Source organism: Pseudomonas cavernae, assembly GCF_003595175.1.
In the GTDB taxonomy this organism is placed as follows: Bacteria; Pseudomonadota; Gammaproteobacteria; order Pseudomonadales; family Pseudomonadaceae; genus Aquipseudomonas; species Aquipseudomonas cavernae.
In genome coordinates this window covers 4,085,703-4,102,078 of the sequence record NZ_CP032419.1, presented here as the reverse complement: position 1 = coordinate 4,102,078, position 16,376 = coordinate 4,085,703, and the positions used below count along the sequence as shown (strand labels likewise).

The following is a 16,376-nucleotide window of genomic DNA, read 5'->3' as shown; positions in this document are numbered from 1 at the left end:
TCCACCGACTTTTGGTGGAAAACGCTGCGTGGTTTTCCACCCTACGACTGGCGAAGCGTTCAGGTTACGCCTCCGCCTATTGCCCTCTCCCCCAGCCCCTCTCCCATAAATGGGCGAGGGGAGCCAGTCCGCTGCCCCGCCAAATCCCTGCGCGCGTTGATCGTTCCCACGCTCTGCGTGGGAACGCCGCCGTGGACGCTCCTGCGTCCAGGCCACGGAACGCGGAGCGTCCCTGGATTGGTGCCCACGCGGGAGCGTGGGTACCATCGCGCGTTAGTCGTAGGGTGGATGATGCTTTTTTCATCCACCGCTTTTTGGGGGGATGGCTATCCCGTGGAAAACGCTGCGCGGTTTTCCACCCTACGAGGAAGGCCGATGCGCGGGCAGCCCAACGCCCTGCCGCGCTAGACTCGCCTGCAGGCCTGTCCTATCGACCGGAGAACCCGATGCACCTGATCTTTTTCCGCCTGCTGCTCGCCGGACTCTGCCTGCTCACCGGCCCGGCAGCGGCCGCGCCGCAGCAGTTCGAGTGCATCGCCCCGGCGGCGCCGGGCGGCGGTTTCGACCTGACTTGCCAGCTGACCCGCAGTGCCCTGGAGCAGGCCGGCCTGCTGCCGGCGCCGATGCACATCCGCTATCTGCCCGGCGGCGTCGGCGCGCTGGCCTACAACGCCATGGCCGGCAGCCGCGCCGCCGAGGCCGGCACGCTGACGGCCTGGTCCAGCGGCTCGCTGCTCAACCTGGCGCAGGGCAAGTTCGGTCGTTTCGACGAGCACGCGGTGCAGTGGCTGGCGGCCATCGGCACCAGCTACGGCGCCATCGCCGTGCGCAGCGATTCGCCCTACCGCGACCTCGGCGAACTGCTGGTGGCACTCAAGCGCAACCCCGAGCAACTGGTGTTCGGCATCAGCGGCACCCTCGGCAGCAACGACTGGATGCAGATCGCGCTGCTGGCCAGGGCCGCCGGCATCGAGCCGCGGCGCCTGCACTACGTGGCGCTGGAAGGCGGCGGGGCGATCGCCACCGCGCTGCAGGGTGGCTACGTGCAGGTCGCCAGCACCGATATCGCCGATTCCATGCCGAGGGTGCAGCGCGGCGAGATGCGCCTGCTCGCGGTGTTCGCCGAGCAGCGCCTGGCCGAGCCGGCGATGGCGGCGATTCCCACCGCGCGCGAGCAGGGCTATGACATCGTCCGCCCGGTGGTGCGCGGCCTGTACCTCGGCGGCCAGGTCAGCGCCGAGGACTACCGCTGGTGGCAGCAGCGCTTCGAGCAGTTGCTCGCCTCCGCGCAGTTCGCCCGCCTGCGCGACGAGCGTCAGCTGTTGCCCTTCGCCCTCACCGGCGCCGAACTGCAGGCCTATGTGCGCGAACGGGTCGCCGAGTACCGGCGCTTGAGCCGCGAGTTCGGTGTGCTCGAGTAACTCCCGCGTCCCGATCTGGCCGCGTCATTCGCCGGCCAGTTCCTCGTCTGCGCGGGCCGCCTGCTGGCGCTCGCGCGCGCCGCGCCGGCGGATGTTCAGCGCTTCCACCGCCAGCGAGAAGGCCATGGCGAAGTAGACGTAGCCCTTGGGCACGTGCACGTCGCAGGCCTCGGCGATCAGCACGGTGCCGACCACCATGAGGAACGCCAGGGCGAGCATCTTCAGCGACGGATGCTGGTCGATGAAGGCGCTGATGCGCCCGGCCGCCGCCATCATCACCAGTACGGCGATGACGATCGCGGCGACCATCACCGGCACATGGCTGACCATGCCCACCGCGGTGATCACCGAGTCGAGGGAGAAGACGATGTCGATCAGGGCGATCTGCACGATGGTGACGAGGAAGTGGCCAGCGGCGCCGCGCGGCCCGTCGCCGGGCTCCTCGGCGCCTTCCAGGCCCTGGAAGATCTCGCTGCTGCTCTTCCACAGCAGGAACAGGCCGCCGAAGAACAGGATCAGGTCGCGGCCGGACACGCCCTGGCCGAACAGCACGAACAGGTCGCGGGTCAGGCCCATGATCCAGGTGATCGACAGCAGCAGGGCGATGCGCGTACCCATCGCCAGGCCCAGGCCGAACAGCCGGGTGCGCGCCTGCAGATGCTTGGGCATGCGCCCGACCAGGATCGAAATCATGATGATGTTGTCGATGCCGAGGACGATTTCAAGGGCGGTCAGGGTCGCCAGGGCGACCCAGAGTTCGGGGCTGCTCAGCCATTCCATGCGGTAGCGGTGCTCGTGTGGGGGAAGGAAGCGGAAGCCCGGCCGCGCCTGCGCGCGCCCGGGCGGCAGGACTCAGTGGCTGCCGAACAACGGGAAGGTGCCGAGCAGCAGCGCGGCCAGCAGGATCAGCAGGCAGATCAGCACCGCCCACTTGAGGGTGAAGCGCTGGTGGTCGCCGAACTCGACCTTGGCCAGGCCCACCAGCAGGTAGGTGGAGGGCACCAGCGGGCTGAGCAGGTGCACCGGCTGGCCGACGATGGAGGCGCGGGCCATTTCCACCGGGCTGATGCCGTAGTGGCTGGCGGCCTCGGCCAGCACCGGCAGCACGCCGTAGTAGAAGGCATCGTTGGACATGAAGAAGGTGAACGGCATGCTCACCAGCGCGGTGATCACCGCCAGGTACGGGCCGAGTGCCTCGGGGATCACCGCCAGCAGGCTCTTCGACATGGCCTCGACCATCCCGGTGCCGCTGAGGATGCCGGTGAAGATGCCGGCGGCGAAGATCAGCCCGACCACCGCCAGCACGTTGCCGGCATGCGCGGCGACGCGCTCCTTCTGCTGTTGCAGGCAGGGGTAGTTGATGACCATGGCGATGCTGAAGGCGATCATGAACAGCACCGGCAGTGGCAGCAGGCCGGCGATCAGGGTGGTCATCAACACCGCGGTCAGGGCGCCGTTGATCCACAGCAGTTTGGGCCGGCGCGCCTCGGGGAATTGCGAGACGCTGAGTTCGGCATGCTCGAGCTGGTCGTCCGGCAGGTGCAGCACGCCCAGGCGCGCCCGCTCGCGCTTGCCGTAGAGGTAGGCGATGCCGAACAGGGCGATGGCGCCGACGATCATCGTCGGGATCATCGGCACGAAGATATCCGATGCATCGACGTGCAGGGCACTTGCGGCGCGGGCGGTGGGCCCGCCCCAGGGGGTCATGTTCATGATCCCGCCGGCGAGGATGATCAGCCCGGCCATGATCAGCGGGCTCATGCCCAGCCGACTGTACAACGGCAGCAGGGCGGCGACGCAGATCATGTAGGTGGTGGAACCATCGCCGTCGAGGGAGACGATCAGCGCCAGCGCGACGGTGCCCATGGACACCTTCAGCGGGTCGCCCTTGACCAGCCTGAGGATCTGCCGCACCGCCGGGTCGAACAGCCCGGAGTCGATCATCAGGGCGAAGTAGAGGATGGCGAACATCAGCATCACCCCGGTCGGCGCCAGCTTGCCGATGCCCTCCAGCATCATCGGGCCGATGCCGGCGGCGAAGCCGCCGAGCAGGGCGAACAGAATGGGCACGATGATCAGGGCGATCAGCGCGGACAGGCGCTTGCTCATGATCAGGTACATGAAGGTGATGACCATGGCGAAGCCAAGGAAAGTCAGCATGGCGAATCTCCGGACAGGGGCAGGGACGGACGGCGAGTGAGCGACGCTGGGGGTCAGCGCGGCGCGGGCGTTCGGCGTGGCCGGAGGTGGGGTGGGGCGTAGCGGTCGAGCAGGGACTGAATGGACATAGCAATCACCGTTGTTGTTTTTGTCAGTAGCCCGGTTGATGGTCAACCGGGGTAGCCGAATCGAGTCGGCAGTGGGGCGATGCTACGAAGGCAAGCTTTCAGCCAGCTTTCGTCGCCCTGCAGCCGGTCGGCCTTCCGCCGGCGCGCGCGCTGCGGGTATGCTCCGGCAATCCCGCCGGTCCTGTTGTGGCATCAGGCAGTGAACTGTCGGCCGCGACCAGGATCACAGCAGCTGCCCGCCGGGGCGCCAGGCCTACCCACTTCCCAGCCGAGTCCGCTATCGATGAAGACCAACGCCGAATATTCCGCGGCCAACGATGCCTTGCAGGGCCAGTTCTTTGCCCGCGTCTGGCGGCTGACCACGCTGTACTGGCGCAGCGAGGAGAAGGGCATGGCCTGGTTGCTGCTGCTGGTGGTGATCGCCCTGTCGCTGGTCGGCGTGGCCATCTCGGTGGCGGTCAACAGCTGGTACCGCGAGTTCTACAACGCCCTGCAGAACAAGGACCTGGCGGCCTTCACCCATCTCATTCTGTATTTCTGCGGGATCGCCGCGGTGGCCATCCTGGTCGCGGTGTACCGCCTGTACCTGACCCAGATGCTGACCATCCGCTGGCGTCGCTGGCTGACCGAGCAGCACTTCGGTGCCTGGCTGGCGCACAAGAACTTCTACCGCCTGGAGCAGCGCGGCCATACCGACAACCCCGACCAGCGCCTGGCCGAGGACCTCAACAGCTTCACCGACAGCACCCTCAGCCTCGGCCTCGGGCTGATCCGCAACCTGGTCAGCCTGGTGTCGTTCTCGGTGATCCTCTGGGGCGTGTCCGGCAGCATCGAGGTGTTCGGCGTCAACATCCCCGGCTACATGTTCTGGGCCGCGCTGCTCTACGCCTTGGTCGGCAGCTGGCTGGTGCACCTGGTGGCGCGTCGTCTGATCGGCCTGAACAACCGCCAGCAACGCTACGAGGCCGACCTGCGTTTCGGTCTGGTGCGCATCCGCGAGCACGCCGAGAGCATCGCCCTGTCCGATGGCGAGGCCAACGAACAGCAGCGCCTGATGGGCCGTTTCCACAACGTGTGGAGCAACTTCTGGGAGCTGATGAAGGTGCAGAAGCGCCTGACCTTCTTCAGCGCCGGCTATTCGCAGATCGCCATCATCTTCCCGCTGGTGGTCGCCGCGCCGCGCTACTTCGCCGGCAAGATCCAGCTCGGCGACCTGATGCAGATCAACTCGGCGTTTGGCAACGTGCAGGAGAGCATGAGCTGGTTCATCGACGCCTACGCCAGCCTGGCGGCCTGGCGCGCCACCTGCGACCGGCTGCTGAGCTTCCGTCAGGCGCTGGTCGATGGCGCGGAGCAGGCGGAGCACCCGGCGATCCAGCGCGCCAGCGGCGAGGCGCTCAGTCTCGACGGCCTCAGCCTGGGCCTGGCCGATGGCCGCAGCCTGCTGGAGCCGACCTCGCTGCGCATCGCGCCGGGCGAACACGTGCTGCTCAGCGGCGCCTCGGGCAGCGGCAAGAGCACCCTGCTGCGTGCGCTGAGCGGCTTGTGGCCGTTCGGCAGCGGCCATCTGAGCCTGCCGGCGGACAGCCTGTTCCTGCCGCAGAAACCCTATCTGCCGATCGGCACCCTGCGCGCCGCGCTGAGCTACCCGCATGACGCCGAGCGCTACCCGCAGGAGCGGATCGAGCAGGCGCTGCGCAGTTGCCGGCTGGAGCCGCTGATCGCGCGCCTGGAGCAGGCCGACCACTGGGAGCGCGTGCTGTCGCCGGGCGAGATGCAGCGCCTGGCCATCGCCCGCGCGCTGCTGGCGGCGCCGCGCTGGCTGTTCCTCGACGAGGCCACCTCGGCGCTCGACGAGGCCGACGAGGCGGCGCTCTACCAACTGCTGCAGGAGCAGTTGCCGCACACCAGCCTGATCAGCATCGGCCACCGCTCCAGCCTCAAGCGCTTCCATTCGCGCCAGCTGCGTCTGGAGAACCGTCATCTGGCCGAAGCGCCGGCAGTGCTGCCGGCCTAGTTCGAGCCGCTAGTTTGGGCGGGCGATGTTTTGCTCCTCTCGCCCATTTATGGGAGACGACTGCACGGATGCAGGAGGTAGGGCGACGCGGGAAGCCAAAGCCGAGGGGCCGGGGGAGAGAGCGACGCAGATTCGTAGGGTGGGTTAGCCATAGGCGTAACCCGCCGACCCGCTGGACGCCGGGGTCCAAGGGCGGCAGCGCTGGTGGGTTACGCCGCTACGCGACTAACCCACCCTTGTACAAAAGCTGTGCTCGACACTTGGCCGGTGCATGGCCATTTTTTACCGCTTGAAAGCGGGCTGAAAGCCTGGCCCGGCGCCGGCCTGTTATCATCGCCGGCCTTCTTGGCCTGCCCTGTTGCCGTCATGTTCGCCATCTTCTCGCAGGTCCTCGGCATCACCGCGCCGGTGTTCGCCATGCTGTTTCTCGGCGTGCTGCTCAAGCGCCTGGGGCAGATCGACGCCGCCTTCATCAACACCGCCACCGCGCTGGTGTTCAACGTCAGCATGCCGGTCATGCTGTTTCTCGCCATCCTGCATGCCGACCTGCGCACCGCGCTGCAACCGGCGCTGCTCGGCTATTTCGTGCTGGCGACCGTGACCGGCTTCCTGCTCGCCTGGGGCTGGGCGCTGTGGCGCTGCCCGCGGGCCGAGCGCGGGGTCTACGTGCAAGGGGCGTTTCGCGGCAACAACGGCATCATCGGCCTGGCCCTGGCCACCAGCCTGTACGGCGACTACGGCCTGTCAGTCGGCGGCGTGCTCGGCGGGGTGGTGATTCTCAGCTACAACAGCCTGGCGGCGCTGGTGCTGGCGGTCTACAACCCGAACGCCAAGGCCAGTGCCTGGAGCATCGGCAAGAGCATCCTGCGCAACCCGTTGATCCTCGGCGTGCTGGCGGCGCTGCCGTTCGCCTACTGGCAGGTGCATCTGCCGGCCTGGCTGACCACCTCCGGCGAGTACCTGGCGCAACTGACCCTGCCGCTGGCGCTGATCTGCATCGGCGCCACCCTGTCGCTGGCCGCGCTGCGCGAGAGCGGCGCGCTGGCGCTCAGCGCCAGCCTGATGAAGATGGTCTGGCTGCCGCTGCTGGCCAGTCTCGGCGCCTTCCTCTGCGGCTTCCGCGGCGCCGAGCTGGGCATCCTGTTCCTGTTTTTCGCCAGCCCGACGGCGGCGGCCAGCTTCGTCATGGCCAAGGCCGCGGGCGGTAATCACCAGCTGGCGGCGGCGATCATCGTCATCACCACCCTGGCGGCGGCGATCACCACCAATATCGGCCTGTTCGTGCTGCAGTGGGGCGGCTGGATTTGAGCTTTAGGTTGGGTTGAGGCGCGTAGCACCGAAGCCCAACGGACGGCGCTTGTCACAACCTCGCGGCTGGGCTTGACGCCGCGTGCTGGGCATCGCTGTGCTCAGCGCCAACCTACGCTTGGCTGTCGATCACTTCCTGCGCCGCGCGGAAGGCGTCGATGGCGGCCGGCACGCCGGCGTACACCGCGCAGTGCAGCAGCGCCTCGCGGATTTCCGCCACCGTGCAGCCGTTGTTCAGCGCGCCGCGCACGTGGCCCTTGAGTTCCTGCGGGCATTTCAGTGCGGTCAGGGCGGCCAGGGTGATCAGGCTGCGGGTCTTGCGATCCAGGCCGGCACGGGTCCACACGCCACCCCAGGCGTGATCATTGACGAAATCCTGCAGCGGCTGGCTGAACTCTGTGGCGTTGTCCAGGGCGCGGTCGACGAAGGCGTCGCCCATGACTTGGCGGCGCACTTGTTCGCCGGCTTTCGCTTGTTCGCTCATCTTGCTCTCCGTGGTCCTGACTTAATCGAGGCTTTGCACGCGCACCGGCACTACGCCGGCGCGCAGCATGCCGAGTTGTTCGGCGGCCTGGCGCGAGACGTCGATGATGCGTCCGCGCGCATAGGGGCCGCGGTCGTTGATGCGCACCACCACCGTCTTGTCGTTGTTCAGGTTGGTCACCTGCACCCGCGTGCCGAATGGCAGGCTGCGATGGGCGGCGGTCAGCGCGTTCTGGTTGAAGCGTTCGCCGCTGGCGGTCTTCTTGCCGTGATGGCGCTTGCCGTAATAGGAGGCCTTGCCTTCGGCGCTGTAGTCACCGAGTGAGGAAGAGCCCGTACCGAAGGGGTTGGTGGAGCAGCCGGCCAGCAGTACGGCACAGGCAACGAGGCAGAGCAGGCGTGGCATTGCGGAAGGTCTCCGGATAGAACAACGCCGGGCTAGCCCGGCGTTGTTTAGGGTGAGCAACTCAGCCTTCGAGCTTCTTCTTCAGCAATTCGTTCACTTGGCCGGGGTTGGCCTTGCCTTTCGAGGCCTTCATCGCCTGGCCGACGAAGAAGCCGAACATCTTGCCGCGTTTGGCCTCGTCGCTGGCGCGGTACTGTTCGACCTGTTCGGCGTTGGCCGCCAGCACTTCGTCGAGCATGCTTTCGATGGCGCCGCTGTCGGTGACCTGCTTGAGCCCCTTGGCCTCGATGATCTGGTCCGCGCTGCCTTCGCCGGCGGCCATGGCCTCGAACACCATCTTGGCGATCTTGCCGGAGATGGTGTTGTCCTTGATACGCAGGATCATGCCGCCCAGTTGCGCGGCGCTGACCGGCGACTGCTCGATCGCAAGGTTTCCGGTGTTGAGCAGGCTGGACAGTTCGCCCATTACCCAGTTGGCCGCCAGCTTGGCGTCGCCGCAGGTCTGCTGCACCGCCTCGAAGTAGTCGGCCAGCTCGCGGCTGGCGGCCAGCACGCTGGCGTCATAGGTGGACAGGCCGAACTGCTGCTCGAAACGCTCGCGCTTCTGCGGTGGCAGCTCCGGCAGGCCGGCGCGCAGGCTGTCGAGGAAGCTCTGCTCGATCACCACCGGCAGCAAATCGGGGCAGGGGAAGTAGCGGTAGTCGTTGGCTTCTTCCTTGCTGCGCATGGAGCGCGTTTCGTCCTTGTTCGGGTCGTACAGGCGGGTTTCCTGCACCACCTTGCCGCCGTCCTCGATCAGCTCGATCTGCCGCTGCACCTCAAAGTTGATCGCCTTCTCGATGAAACGGAAGGAGTTGACGTTCTTGATCTCGGCGCGGGTGCCGAACTCGGCCTGGCCTTTCGGCCGCACGGAGACGTTGCAGTCGCAACGCAGCGAACCTTCGGCCATGTTGCCGTCGCAGATGCCCAGGTAGCGCACCAGGGCATGGATCGCCTTGACGTAGGCCACGGCTTCCTTGGCGGAGCGGATGTCCGGCTCGGAGACGATCTCCAGGAGAGGGGTCCCCGCGCGGTTAAGGTCGATGCCGCTCATGCCGTGGAAGTCTTCGTGCAGGCTCTTGCCGGCGTCTTCTTCCAGGTGCGCGCGGGTGATGCCGATGCGCCGGCTGCTGCCGTCCTCGAGGGTGATGTCGAGGTGGCCCTTGCCGACGATCGGCAGGTCCATCTGGCTGATCTGGTAGCCCTTGGGCAGGTCCGGGTAGAAGTAGTTCTTGCGCGCGAAGACGTTCTTGCCGGCGATTTCGGCATCGATGGCCAGGCCGAACTTGCAGGCCATGCGCACCGCTTCCTCATTCAGCACCGGCAGGCTGCCGGGCATGCCGAGGTCGACCAGGCTGGCCTGGGTGTTCGGCTCGGCGCCGAAAGTGGTGGCGCTGGCGGAGAAGATCTTCGAGCGGGTGCTGAGCTGGGCGTGGATTTCCAGCCCGATCACGGTTTCCCATTGCATGGTGGTATTCCTCAATCCTGTGTTGCCTTGGCAAACCCTCTCCCGACCCTGCGGGCCACCCTCTCCCTGTGCAAGGGCGAGGGGCAAGGGCTGCATGGCTGCGCCATGGCTTAAAAGCCGGCCGGAGCTTGTTTGTGCCAGTCGGTGACCTGCTGGTACTGATGGGCGACGTTGAGCAGGCGGCCTTCCTGGAAGTATGGCGCGAGCAGCTGCACACCGACTGGCAGGCCATCGACGAAGCCGGCGGGCATCGACAGGCCGGGGATGCCGGCGAGGTTGGCGGTGATGGTGTAGATGTCTTCGAGGTACTGGGCGACCGGGTCGTTGTTCTTCTCGCCGAGCTTCCAGGCCGGGTTCGGCGTGGTCGGGCCGAGGATCACGTCGACCTCGCTGAAGGCGCTGACGAAGTCGTTCTTGATCAGTCGGCGGATCTTCTGCGCCTTCAGGTAGTAGGCGTCGTAGTAGCCGGCGGACAGCGCGTAGGTGCCGACCATGATGCGCCGCTTGACCTCTTCGCCGAAGCCTTCGGCGCGCGAGCGCTTGTACAGGTCTTCGAGGTTCTGTGGGTTGGCGCAGCGGTAGCCGAAGCGCACGCCGTCGAAGCGCGACAGGTTGGAGCTGGCTTCGGCCGGGGCGATGACATAGTAGGCCGGGATGGCGTGCTGCATGTTCGGCAGGCTGATGTCCTTGACCGTGGCGCCGAGCTTCTTCAGCTCCTCGACCACCGCCAGCACCGCGCTGGCGATGCGGCTGTCGAGGCCGGCGCCGAAGTATTCCTTCGGCAGGCCGATGCGCAGGCCAGCCAACGGCTGGGCGAGGGCGGCCAGGTAGTCGTCCACCGGCTGGTCGACGCTGGTGGAGTCCTTCGGATCGAAGCCGGCCATGCCGCCGAGCAGCAGCGCGCAGTCCTCGGCGGTGCGCGCCAGCGGGCCGCCCTGGTCGAGGCTGGAGGCGTAGGCGATCATGCCCCAGCGCGACACCCGGCCGTAGGTCGGCTTGATCCCGGTGAGGTTGGTCAGCGCCGCCGGCTGGCGGATCGAGCCACCGGTGTCGGTGCCGGTGGCGGCCGGCAGCAGACGCGCGGCCACCGCCGCGGCGGAACCGCCGGAGGAGCCGCCGGGCACGCGCTCGAGGTCCCAGGGGTTCTTCACCGCGCCGTAGTAGCTCGACTCATTCGACGAGCCCATGGCGAACTCGTCCATGTTCAGCTTGCCGAGGGTCACGGTACCGGCGGCGGCGAGCTTGTCGACCACGGTGGCGTTATAGGGCGCCTGGAAGTTGTCGAGGATCTTCGAGCCGCAGCTGGTGCGGATGCCTTGAGTGCAGAACAGGTCCTTGTGGGCGATCGGCGCGCCGAGCAGCGCGCCGTTCTCGCCGGCGGCGCGACGGGCGTCGGCGGCCTTGGCCTGCTGCAGGGCCAGTTCTGCGGTGATGCTGATAAAGCTGTTCAGCTGCGGATCGAGCTGCTGGATACGGGCCAGCAGGGTGCGGCTCAGCTCTTCGGCGGAGAAGCTTTTGGCGGCGAGGCCGCGGGCGATCTCGGCCAGGGTCAATTGATGCATGGGGAACCCTTTCCTTTAATCGATGACTTTCGGCACGAGGTACAGGCCGTTTTCCACGGCCGGGGCGATGGCCTGGTAGGCGTCGCGCTGGTCGCTTTCGGTGACCAGGTCGGCGCGTAGGCGTTGGGTGGCCTCCAGCGGGTGGGCCAGGGGGTCGATGCCGTCGGTATCGACCGCCTGCATCTGGTCAATCAGACCGAGGATGTTGTTGAGGGTCTCGGTGGTGCGTGGAATTTCCGCCTCGTTCAGACCCAATCGGGCCAGATGAGCGATTTTTTCCACCTCGGAGCGTTCAAGCGCCATCGGGATTCTCCAGAGGAAGGCGAGCGGCTGACCTTGCGAAAAGCAGGCGGGGAACGGAACCCCGTGGGGGCGGTCATAGGCCGCGATTGTGGGCGGTAAAGCCCGGAAAAACCGGCAATTTAGCACAACGCGCGGGTTGCCCAAAAGGCCCATGGTTGTTAGAGTTTGCCGCACTTTTTTCCTGCGTATTTTCATCCACGCATTCCCTAGGGTTTTTCCATGTTAAAGAAACTGCGTGGCATGTTTTCCAGTGATCTCTCCATCGACCTGGGCACAGCCAATACCCTGATTTACGTGCGCGAACGCGGCATCGTCCTCAACGAGCCGTCGGTCGTCGCCATCCGTACCCACGGTAACCAGAAGAGCGTGGTCGCCGTCGGTACCGAGGCCAAACGCATGCTCGGCCGTACTCCGGGCAACATCGCCGCCATTCGTCCGATGAAAGACGGTGTGATCGCCGACTTCAGCGTCTGCGAGAAGATGCTCCAGTACTTCATCAATAAGGTGCACGAGAACAGCTTCCTGCAACCCAGCCCGCGCGTGCTGATCTGCGTGCCGTGCAAGTCGACCCAGGTCGAGCGCCGCGCCATCCGTGAATCGGCCCTCGGTGCCGGTGCCCGCGAAGTATTTCTGATCGAAGAGCCGATGGCCGCCGCCATCGGTGCCGGCCTGCCGGTGGAAGAGGCGCGTGGCTCGATGGTCGTCGATATCGGCGGCGGCACCACGGAGATCGCGCTGATCTCCCTCAATGGTGTGGTCTACGCCGAGTCCGTCCGGGTCGGTGGCGACCGCTTCGACGAGGCCATCGTCACCTACGTGCGTCGCAACTACGGCAGCCTGATCGGCGAATCCACCGCCGAACGCATCAAGCAGGAAATCGGCACTGCCTACCCGGGCGGCGAGCTCCGTGAAGTCGACGTGCGTGGCCGCAACCTGGCCGAAGGCGTACCGCGCAGCTTCACCCTCAACTCCAACGAAGTGCTGGAAGCCCTGCAGGAATCCCTGGCGACCATAGTCCAGGCGGTCAAGAGTGCGCTCGAGCAGTCGCCGCCGGAGCTGGCCTCGGACATCGCCGAGCGCGGCCTGGTGTTGACCGGTGGTGGCGCTCTGCTGCGCGACCTGGACAAGCTGCTGGCCCAGGAAACCGGGCTGCCGGTGATCGTCGCCGAAGATCCGCTGACCTGCGTAGCCCGTGGCGGCGGCAAGGCGCTGGAAATGATGGACCGTCACACCATGGACCTGCTCTCCAGCGAATAAGGCTGGCGTGTTTCGCCGCGCCCCACGCATGCTGCAGCCTCTCGGGCCCGCCTCGGCGGGCCCGTCGTGTGTCAGGGGTGCAGTCGTGTTTACACTCCGTCCATCAGACCCTGATCCGGTTGCCATCACCGTATGAACAAGCGCAAGCATTCCACTATCGGCGAGGGAGGAGCGGGCCATTAAACCGCTGTTCGCCAAGGGCCCTTCGCTGGGTGTGCGCCTGCTGGTGCTGGCTGTGCTGTCGGCTGCGCTGATGGTGGTCGATGCGCGTCTCGAGCTGCTCAAGCCCATGCGCAGCCAGATGGGGTTGGTGTTGACCCCGTTCTACTGGATGGCCAACTTGCCCGTGCGGGTCGGGGATGGCGTCGCCGAGCAGTTCACCAGCCGCAGCAGCCTGCTGGCCGAAAACGAGAAGCTCAAGGCCGAGTCCCTGCTGATGCAGCGCCGCTTGCAGAAGCTGGCGGCACTGACCGAGCAGAACGTGCGCCTGCGCGAGTTGCTCAATTCCGCCGCGCTGGTCGACGAGAAGGTGCTGGTCGGCGAACTGATCGGTGTCGACCCCAACCCCTTCACCCACCGCATCCTGATCGACAAGGGCAGCAAGGATGGCGTGTTCCTCGGCCAGCCGGTGCTCGATGCGCGCGGCCTGATGGGTCAGGTGGTGGAAGTCATGCCCTATACCGCGCGGGTCCTGCTGCTCACCGACACCACCCACAGCATCCCGGTGCAGGTCAATCGCAATGGCCTGCGCGCCATCGCCAGCGGCACCGGTAACCCCGAGCGTCTGGAGCTGCGCCATGTCGCCGACACTGCGGATATCAAGGAAGGCGATCTGCTGGTCAGCTCGGGCCTGGGCCAGCGCTTCCCCGCCGGCTATCCGGTGGCCACGGTGAAGGAAGTGATCCACGATTCCGGCCAGCCGTTCGCCATCGTCCGCGCGGTGCCGACCGCCGCGCTGAACCGCAGCCGCTACATGCTGCTGGTGTTCAGCGATACCCGCAGCCCCGAACAGCGCGCCATCGACTCCGGCGAGGCGCAGGAAAAGGCCGATCAGCAGAGCGGGCAGCAAGCGGGCGAACAGCAGTCCACCGTACCGGCGGCCGGCGCGCCGGACGCTGCTCCGGCGCCTGCCACGCCAACCGCGCCGGCAGCCGCTACTCCGCTGCCGGCCAGTCCAGCCACGCCGACTAGTCCCGCCAACCGTGGAGGGGCGCACTGATGGCCACCCAGCGTCTGCGCAATGGTTGGGTGATCTGGCTGAGTCTGGCGGTGGCCTTGCTGCTCAGCGTTTCGCCGCTGCCGAATTTCATGGAAATCGGCCGGCCCCTGTGGGTTGCGCTGTTTCTCACCTACTGGGTGCTGTATCTGCCGCACCGCGTGGGGATGACCACCGCCTGGTTGCTGGGGCTGGCCGAGGACGTGCTGTACGGCAGCCTGTTCGGCCAGAATGCGCTGATTCTGACCCTGATCACCTTCCTGGTCCTGAACCTCCATCAGCGTCTGCGCATGTTTCCCATGTGGCAGCAGAGCCTGGTGCTGTTGGTGGTATTCGGCATCGCCCAGCTGGTGCAGCTATGGCTCAACGCCCTCACCGGCAATCGTCCGCCGACCCTCGCTTTCGTATTACCGGCCTTGGTCAGTGCGCTACTCTGGCCATGGATCGGTGCAATTTTGCGCGGTATCCATCAGCGCCTAAACGTCAATTGAGTGGGCCGCCGTTCTGGCGGCCCGTACCGTTCGACAGGGAGAAGTCCGCATGGCCACGCTTTATCTGGCCTCGGGGTCGCCGCGCCGGCGCGAACTGCTGGCGCAGATCGGCGTGCCCTTCGTCACCCTCGGCGTCGACGTCGATGAAAGCCTCCTTGCCGATGAGTCGCCAACTGCCTATGTCGAGCGTTTGGCTCGGGCCAAGGCGGCTGCCGGTCTGGCTCGCTTACCGGCCAGCGGCGCGGCGGTGGTGCTTGGCGCCGACACGGCGGTGGTGCTCGATGGGCGGATTCTCGGCAAGCCGGGCGATCGTGCCGAGGCCCTGGCCACCTTGCAGTCCTTGTCCGGACGCGAGCACCAGGTACTGACGGCGGTGGCGCTGGCCAGCCCGCAGCGTTGCGTCGCCCGCGTGGTCAGCAGTCGGGTAGAGTTCCGCCCGCTCGGCACCGGCGAGCTTGAGGCCTACTGGGCCACCGGCGAGCCGCAGGACAAGGCTGGTAGCTATGGTATTCAAGGGCTGGCGGCGGTGTTCGTCAGCGCTCTGCACGGCAGCTATTCGGCGGTGGTCGGTCTGCCGCTGTGCGAGACTGCGGAGTTATTGGCCGGGTTCGGTATTCCATGTTGGCAGAAAGGAATTGCGCATGAGTGAAGAGATTCTGATCAACATCACGCCGATGGAGTCGCGGGTAGCGGTGGTGGAGAACGGTGTGCTGCAGGAGGTGCATGTCGAGCGCACCCAGCGCCGCGGCATCGTCGGCAATATCTACAAGGGCAAGGTGGCGCGGGTGCTGCCGGGCATGCAGGCGGCGTTCGTCGACATCGGTTTGGACCGCGCCGCGTTCATCCACGCCTCGGAAATTTCCAGCCGCGAGGGCAGCGCGGTGGAAACCATCAGCGCCCTGGTCCATGAGGGCCAAAGCCTGGTGGTGCAGGTCACCAAGGACCCCATCGGCAGCAAGGGCGCGCGCCTGACCACCCAGCTGTCGATTCCCTCGCGCTATCTGGTGTACATGCCGCGCACCAGCCATGTCGGTATCTCCCTGCGTATCGAGGATGAGGCCGAGCGCGAACGCCTCAAACAAGTGGTCGCCGATTGCGTGGCAGTCGAAGGCATCCAGGACGGCGGTGGCTTCATCCTGCGCACCGCCGCCGATGGCGTGGGGGCCGACGAGATCCTCGCCGACATCCGCTACCTGCGCCGGCTGTGGGAGCAGATCGCCACCCAGATCAAGACCGCGCCGACCCCTTCGGTGATCTACGAGGATCTCAGCCTGGCCCTGCGCGCGCTTCGTGATCTGGTCAGCCTGCGCACCGAGAAGCTGCGCATCGACTCGCGCGAGACCTTCCAGAAGGTCGTCCAGTTCGTCAGCGAGCTGATGCCCGAGGTTGCCGACCGCCTCGAGCATTATCCGGGCGAGCGGCCGATCTTCGACCTTTATGGCGTCGAGGACGAGATCCAGCGCGCCCTTGAGCGCAAGGTGCCGCTGAAGTCCGGCGGCTACCTGATCATCGACCCGGCCGAGGCGATGACCACCATCGACGTCAATACCGGCGCCTTCGTCGGTCATCGCACCCTCGAAGAGACCATCTTCAAGACCAACCTCGAGGCGGCCACCGCCATCGCCCGCCAGCTGCGCCTGCGCAATCTCGGCGGGATCATCATCATCGACTTCATCGACATGGAGGACGAGGAGCACCAGCGCCAGGTCCTGCGCACCCTGGAGAAGCAGCTCGAGCGCGACCATGCCAAGACCAACATCATCGGCATCACCGAACTGGGCCTGGTGCAGATGACCCGCAAGCGCACCCGCGAGAGCCTCGAGCAGATCCTCTGCGAGCCGTGCAGCTGCTGCCAGGGGCGCGGCAAGCTGAAGACCGCGGAAACCATCTGCTACGAGATCTTCCGCGAGATCCTCCGCGAGGCACGCGCCTATCAGGCCGAGGGCTACAGGGTGCTGGCCAACCAGAAGGTGGTCGACCGCCTGCTCGATGAGGAGTCGGGCAACGTCGCCGATCTCGAGGCCTTCATCGGCCGCACCATCAAGTTCCAGGTCGAGAGCATGTATTCCCAGGAGCAATACGATGTCGTGCTGCTCTGAGCCCGCGCCGGGCGCTTG

General features: G+C 66.4%; 15 protein-coding genes. 8 read left to right on the top strand and 7 right to left on the bottom strand.

Going from position 1 to position 16,376, the window contains the following annotated elements; genetic code table 11:
- Positions 1–446 precede the first annotated feature (446 nt).
- Positions 447–1,421 carry a tripartite tricarboxylate transporter substrate binding protein gene (locus D3880_RS18665; protein WP_119894918.1) on the top strand — a complete coding sequence of 325 codons (975 nt, stop codon included), beginning with the start codon at positions 447–449 and terminating at the stop codon, positions 1,419–1,421.
- A 24-nt stretch (positions 1,422–1,445) separates the two neighbouring features.
- On the opposite strand, the gene D3880_RS18660 is transcribed toward D3880_RS18665, so the two are convergent.
- Positions 1,446–2,201 (bottom strand): TerC family protein, encoded by a 756-nt coding sequence (locus tag D3880_RS18660; RefSeq protein WP_119894917.1) that lies wholly within the window; start codon positions 2,199–2,201, stop codon positions 1,446–1,448.
- A gap of 72 nt (positions 2,202–2,273) precedes the next feature.
- Positions 2,274–3,581 carry a CitMHS family transporter gene (locus tag D3880_RS18655; RefSeq protein ID WP_119894916.1) on the bottom strand — a complete coding sequence of 436 codons (1,308 nt, stop codon included), beginning with the start codon at positions 3,579–3,581 and terminating at the stop codon, positions 2,274–2,276.
- Between the two features lie 411 nt (positions 3,582–3,992).
- Between D3880_RS18655 and D3880_RS18650 the strand changes: the two genes are divergently transcribed.
- Entirely contained in the window at positions 3,993–5,726 is a 1,734-nt protein-coding gene (locus tag D3880_RS18650; RefSeq protein ID WP_119894915.1) for an ABC transporter ATP-binding protein/permease, read from the top strand.
- Between the two features lie 366 nt (positions 5,727–6,092).
- Complete coding sequence (locus tag D3880_RS18645) at positions 6,093–7,034, top strand: AEC family transporter (RefSeq protein ID WP_119894914.1); 942 nt, start codon at positions 6,093–6,095, stop codon at positions 7,032–7,034.
- 112 nt (positions 7,035–7,146) lie between these two features.
- Here D3880_RS18645 and D3880_RS18640 read toward each other — a convergent pair whose 3' ends face one another.
- The 5 genes from D3880_RS18640 to gatC all read right to left on the bottom strand — a co-directional run bounded on the left by D3880_RS18640 (position 7,147) and on the right by gatC (position 11,295).
- Positions 7,147–7,518: a carboxymuconolactone decarboxylase family protein gene (locus tag D3880_RS18640; RefSeq protein WP_119894913.1), complete on the bottom strand. Its 372-nt coding sequence runs from the start codon at positions 7,516–7,518 to the stop codon at positions 7,147–7,149.
- A gap of 21 nt (positions 7,519–7,539) precedes the next feature.
- Complete coding sequence (locus D3880_RS18635) at positions 7,540–7,923, bottom strand: septal ring lytic transglycosylase RlpA family protein (RefSeq protein WP_119894912.1); 384 nt, start codon at positions 7,921–7,923, stop codon at positions 7,540–7,542.
- A gap of 61 nt (positions 7,924–7,984) precedes the next feature.
- Positions 7,985–9,430: an Asp-tRNA(Asn)/Glu-tRNA(Gln) amidotransferase subunit GatB gene (gene gatB, locus D3880_RS18630; protein ID WP_119894911.1), complete on the bottom strand. Its 1,446-nt coding sequence runs from the start codon at positions 9,428–9,430 to the stop codon at positions 7,985–7,987.
- Positions 9,431–9,540: 110 nt separating this feature from the next.
- On the bottom strand, positions 9,541–10,992 hold the full coding sequence (gene gatA, locus D3880_RS18625; protein WP_119894910.1) for an Asp-tRNA(Asn)/Glu-tRNA(Gln) amidotransferase subunit GatA: 1,452 nt from the start codon (positions 10,990–10,992) through the stop codon (positions 9,541–9,543).
- Positions 10,993–11,007: 15 nt separating this feature from the next.
- Complete coding sequence (gatC, locus tag D3880_RS18620; protein ID WP_119894909.1) at positions 11,008–11,295, bottom strand: Asp-tRNA(Asn)/Glu-tRNA(Gln) amidotransferase subunit GatC; 288 nt, start codon at positions 11,293–11,295, stop codon at positions 11,008–11,010.
- 219 nt (positions 11,296–11,514) lie between these two features.
- On the opposite strand from gatC, the gene mreB reads away from it, so the two are divergent.
- From mreB to rng, 5 genes are all read left to right on the top strand, one after another.
- Complete coding sequence (gene mreB / locus D3880_RS18615; RefSeq protein ID WP_119894908.1) at positions 11,515–12,552, top strand: rod shape-determining protein MreB; 1,038 nt, start codon at positions 11,515–11,517, stop codon at positions 12,550–12,552.
- A gap of 226 nt (positions 12,553–12,778) precedes the next feature.
- Entirely contained in the window at positions 12,779–13,771 is a 993-nt protein-coding gene (gene mreC, locus D3880_RS18610; protein ID WP_238474464.1) for a rod shape-determining protein MreC, read from the top strand.
- Complete coding sequence (mreD, locus tag D3880_RS18605; protein ID WP_119894906.1) at positions 13,771–14,259, top strand: rod shape-determining protein MreD; 489 nt, start codon at positions 13,771–13,773, stop codon at positions 14,257–14,259. Before mreC ends, mreD begins: the two co-directional genes overlap by 1 nt.
- A gap of 49 nt (positions 14,260–14,308) precedes the next feature.
- Positions 14,309–14,908, top strand: a complete 600-nt coding sequence (locus D3880_RS18600; RefSeq protein ID WP_119894905.1) for a Maf family protein — start codon at positions 14,309–14,311, stop codon at positions 14,906–14,908.
- Complete coding sequence (gene rng / locus D3880_RS18595; protein WP_119894904.1) at positions 14,901–16,358, top strand: ribonuclease G; 1,458 nt, start codon at positions 14,901–14,903, stop codon at positions 16,356–16,358. The genes D3880_RS18600 and rng overlap by 8 nt, the downstream gene beginning before the upstream one ends.
- The last annotated feature ends 18 nt before the right edge of the window (positions 16,359–16,376 follow it).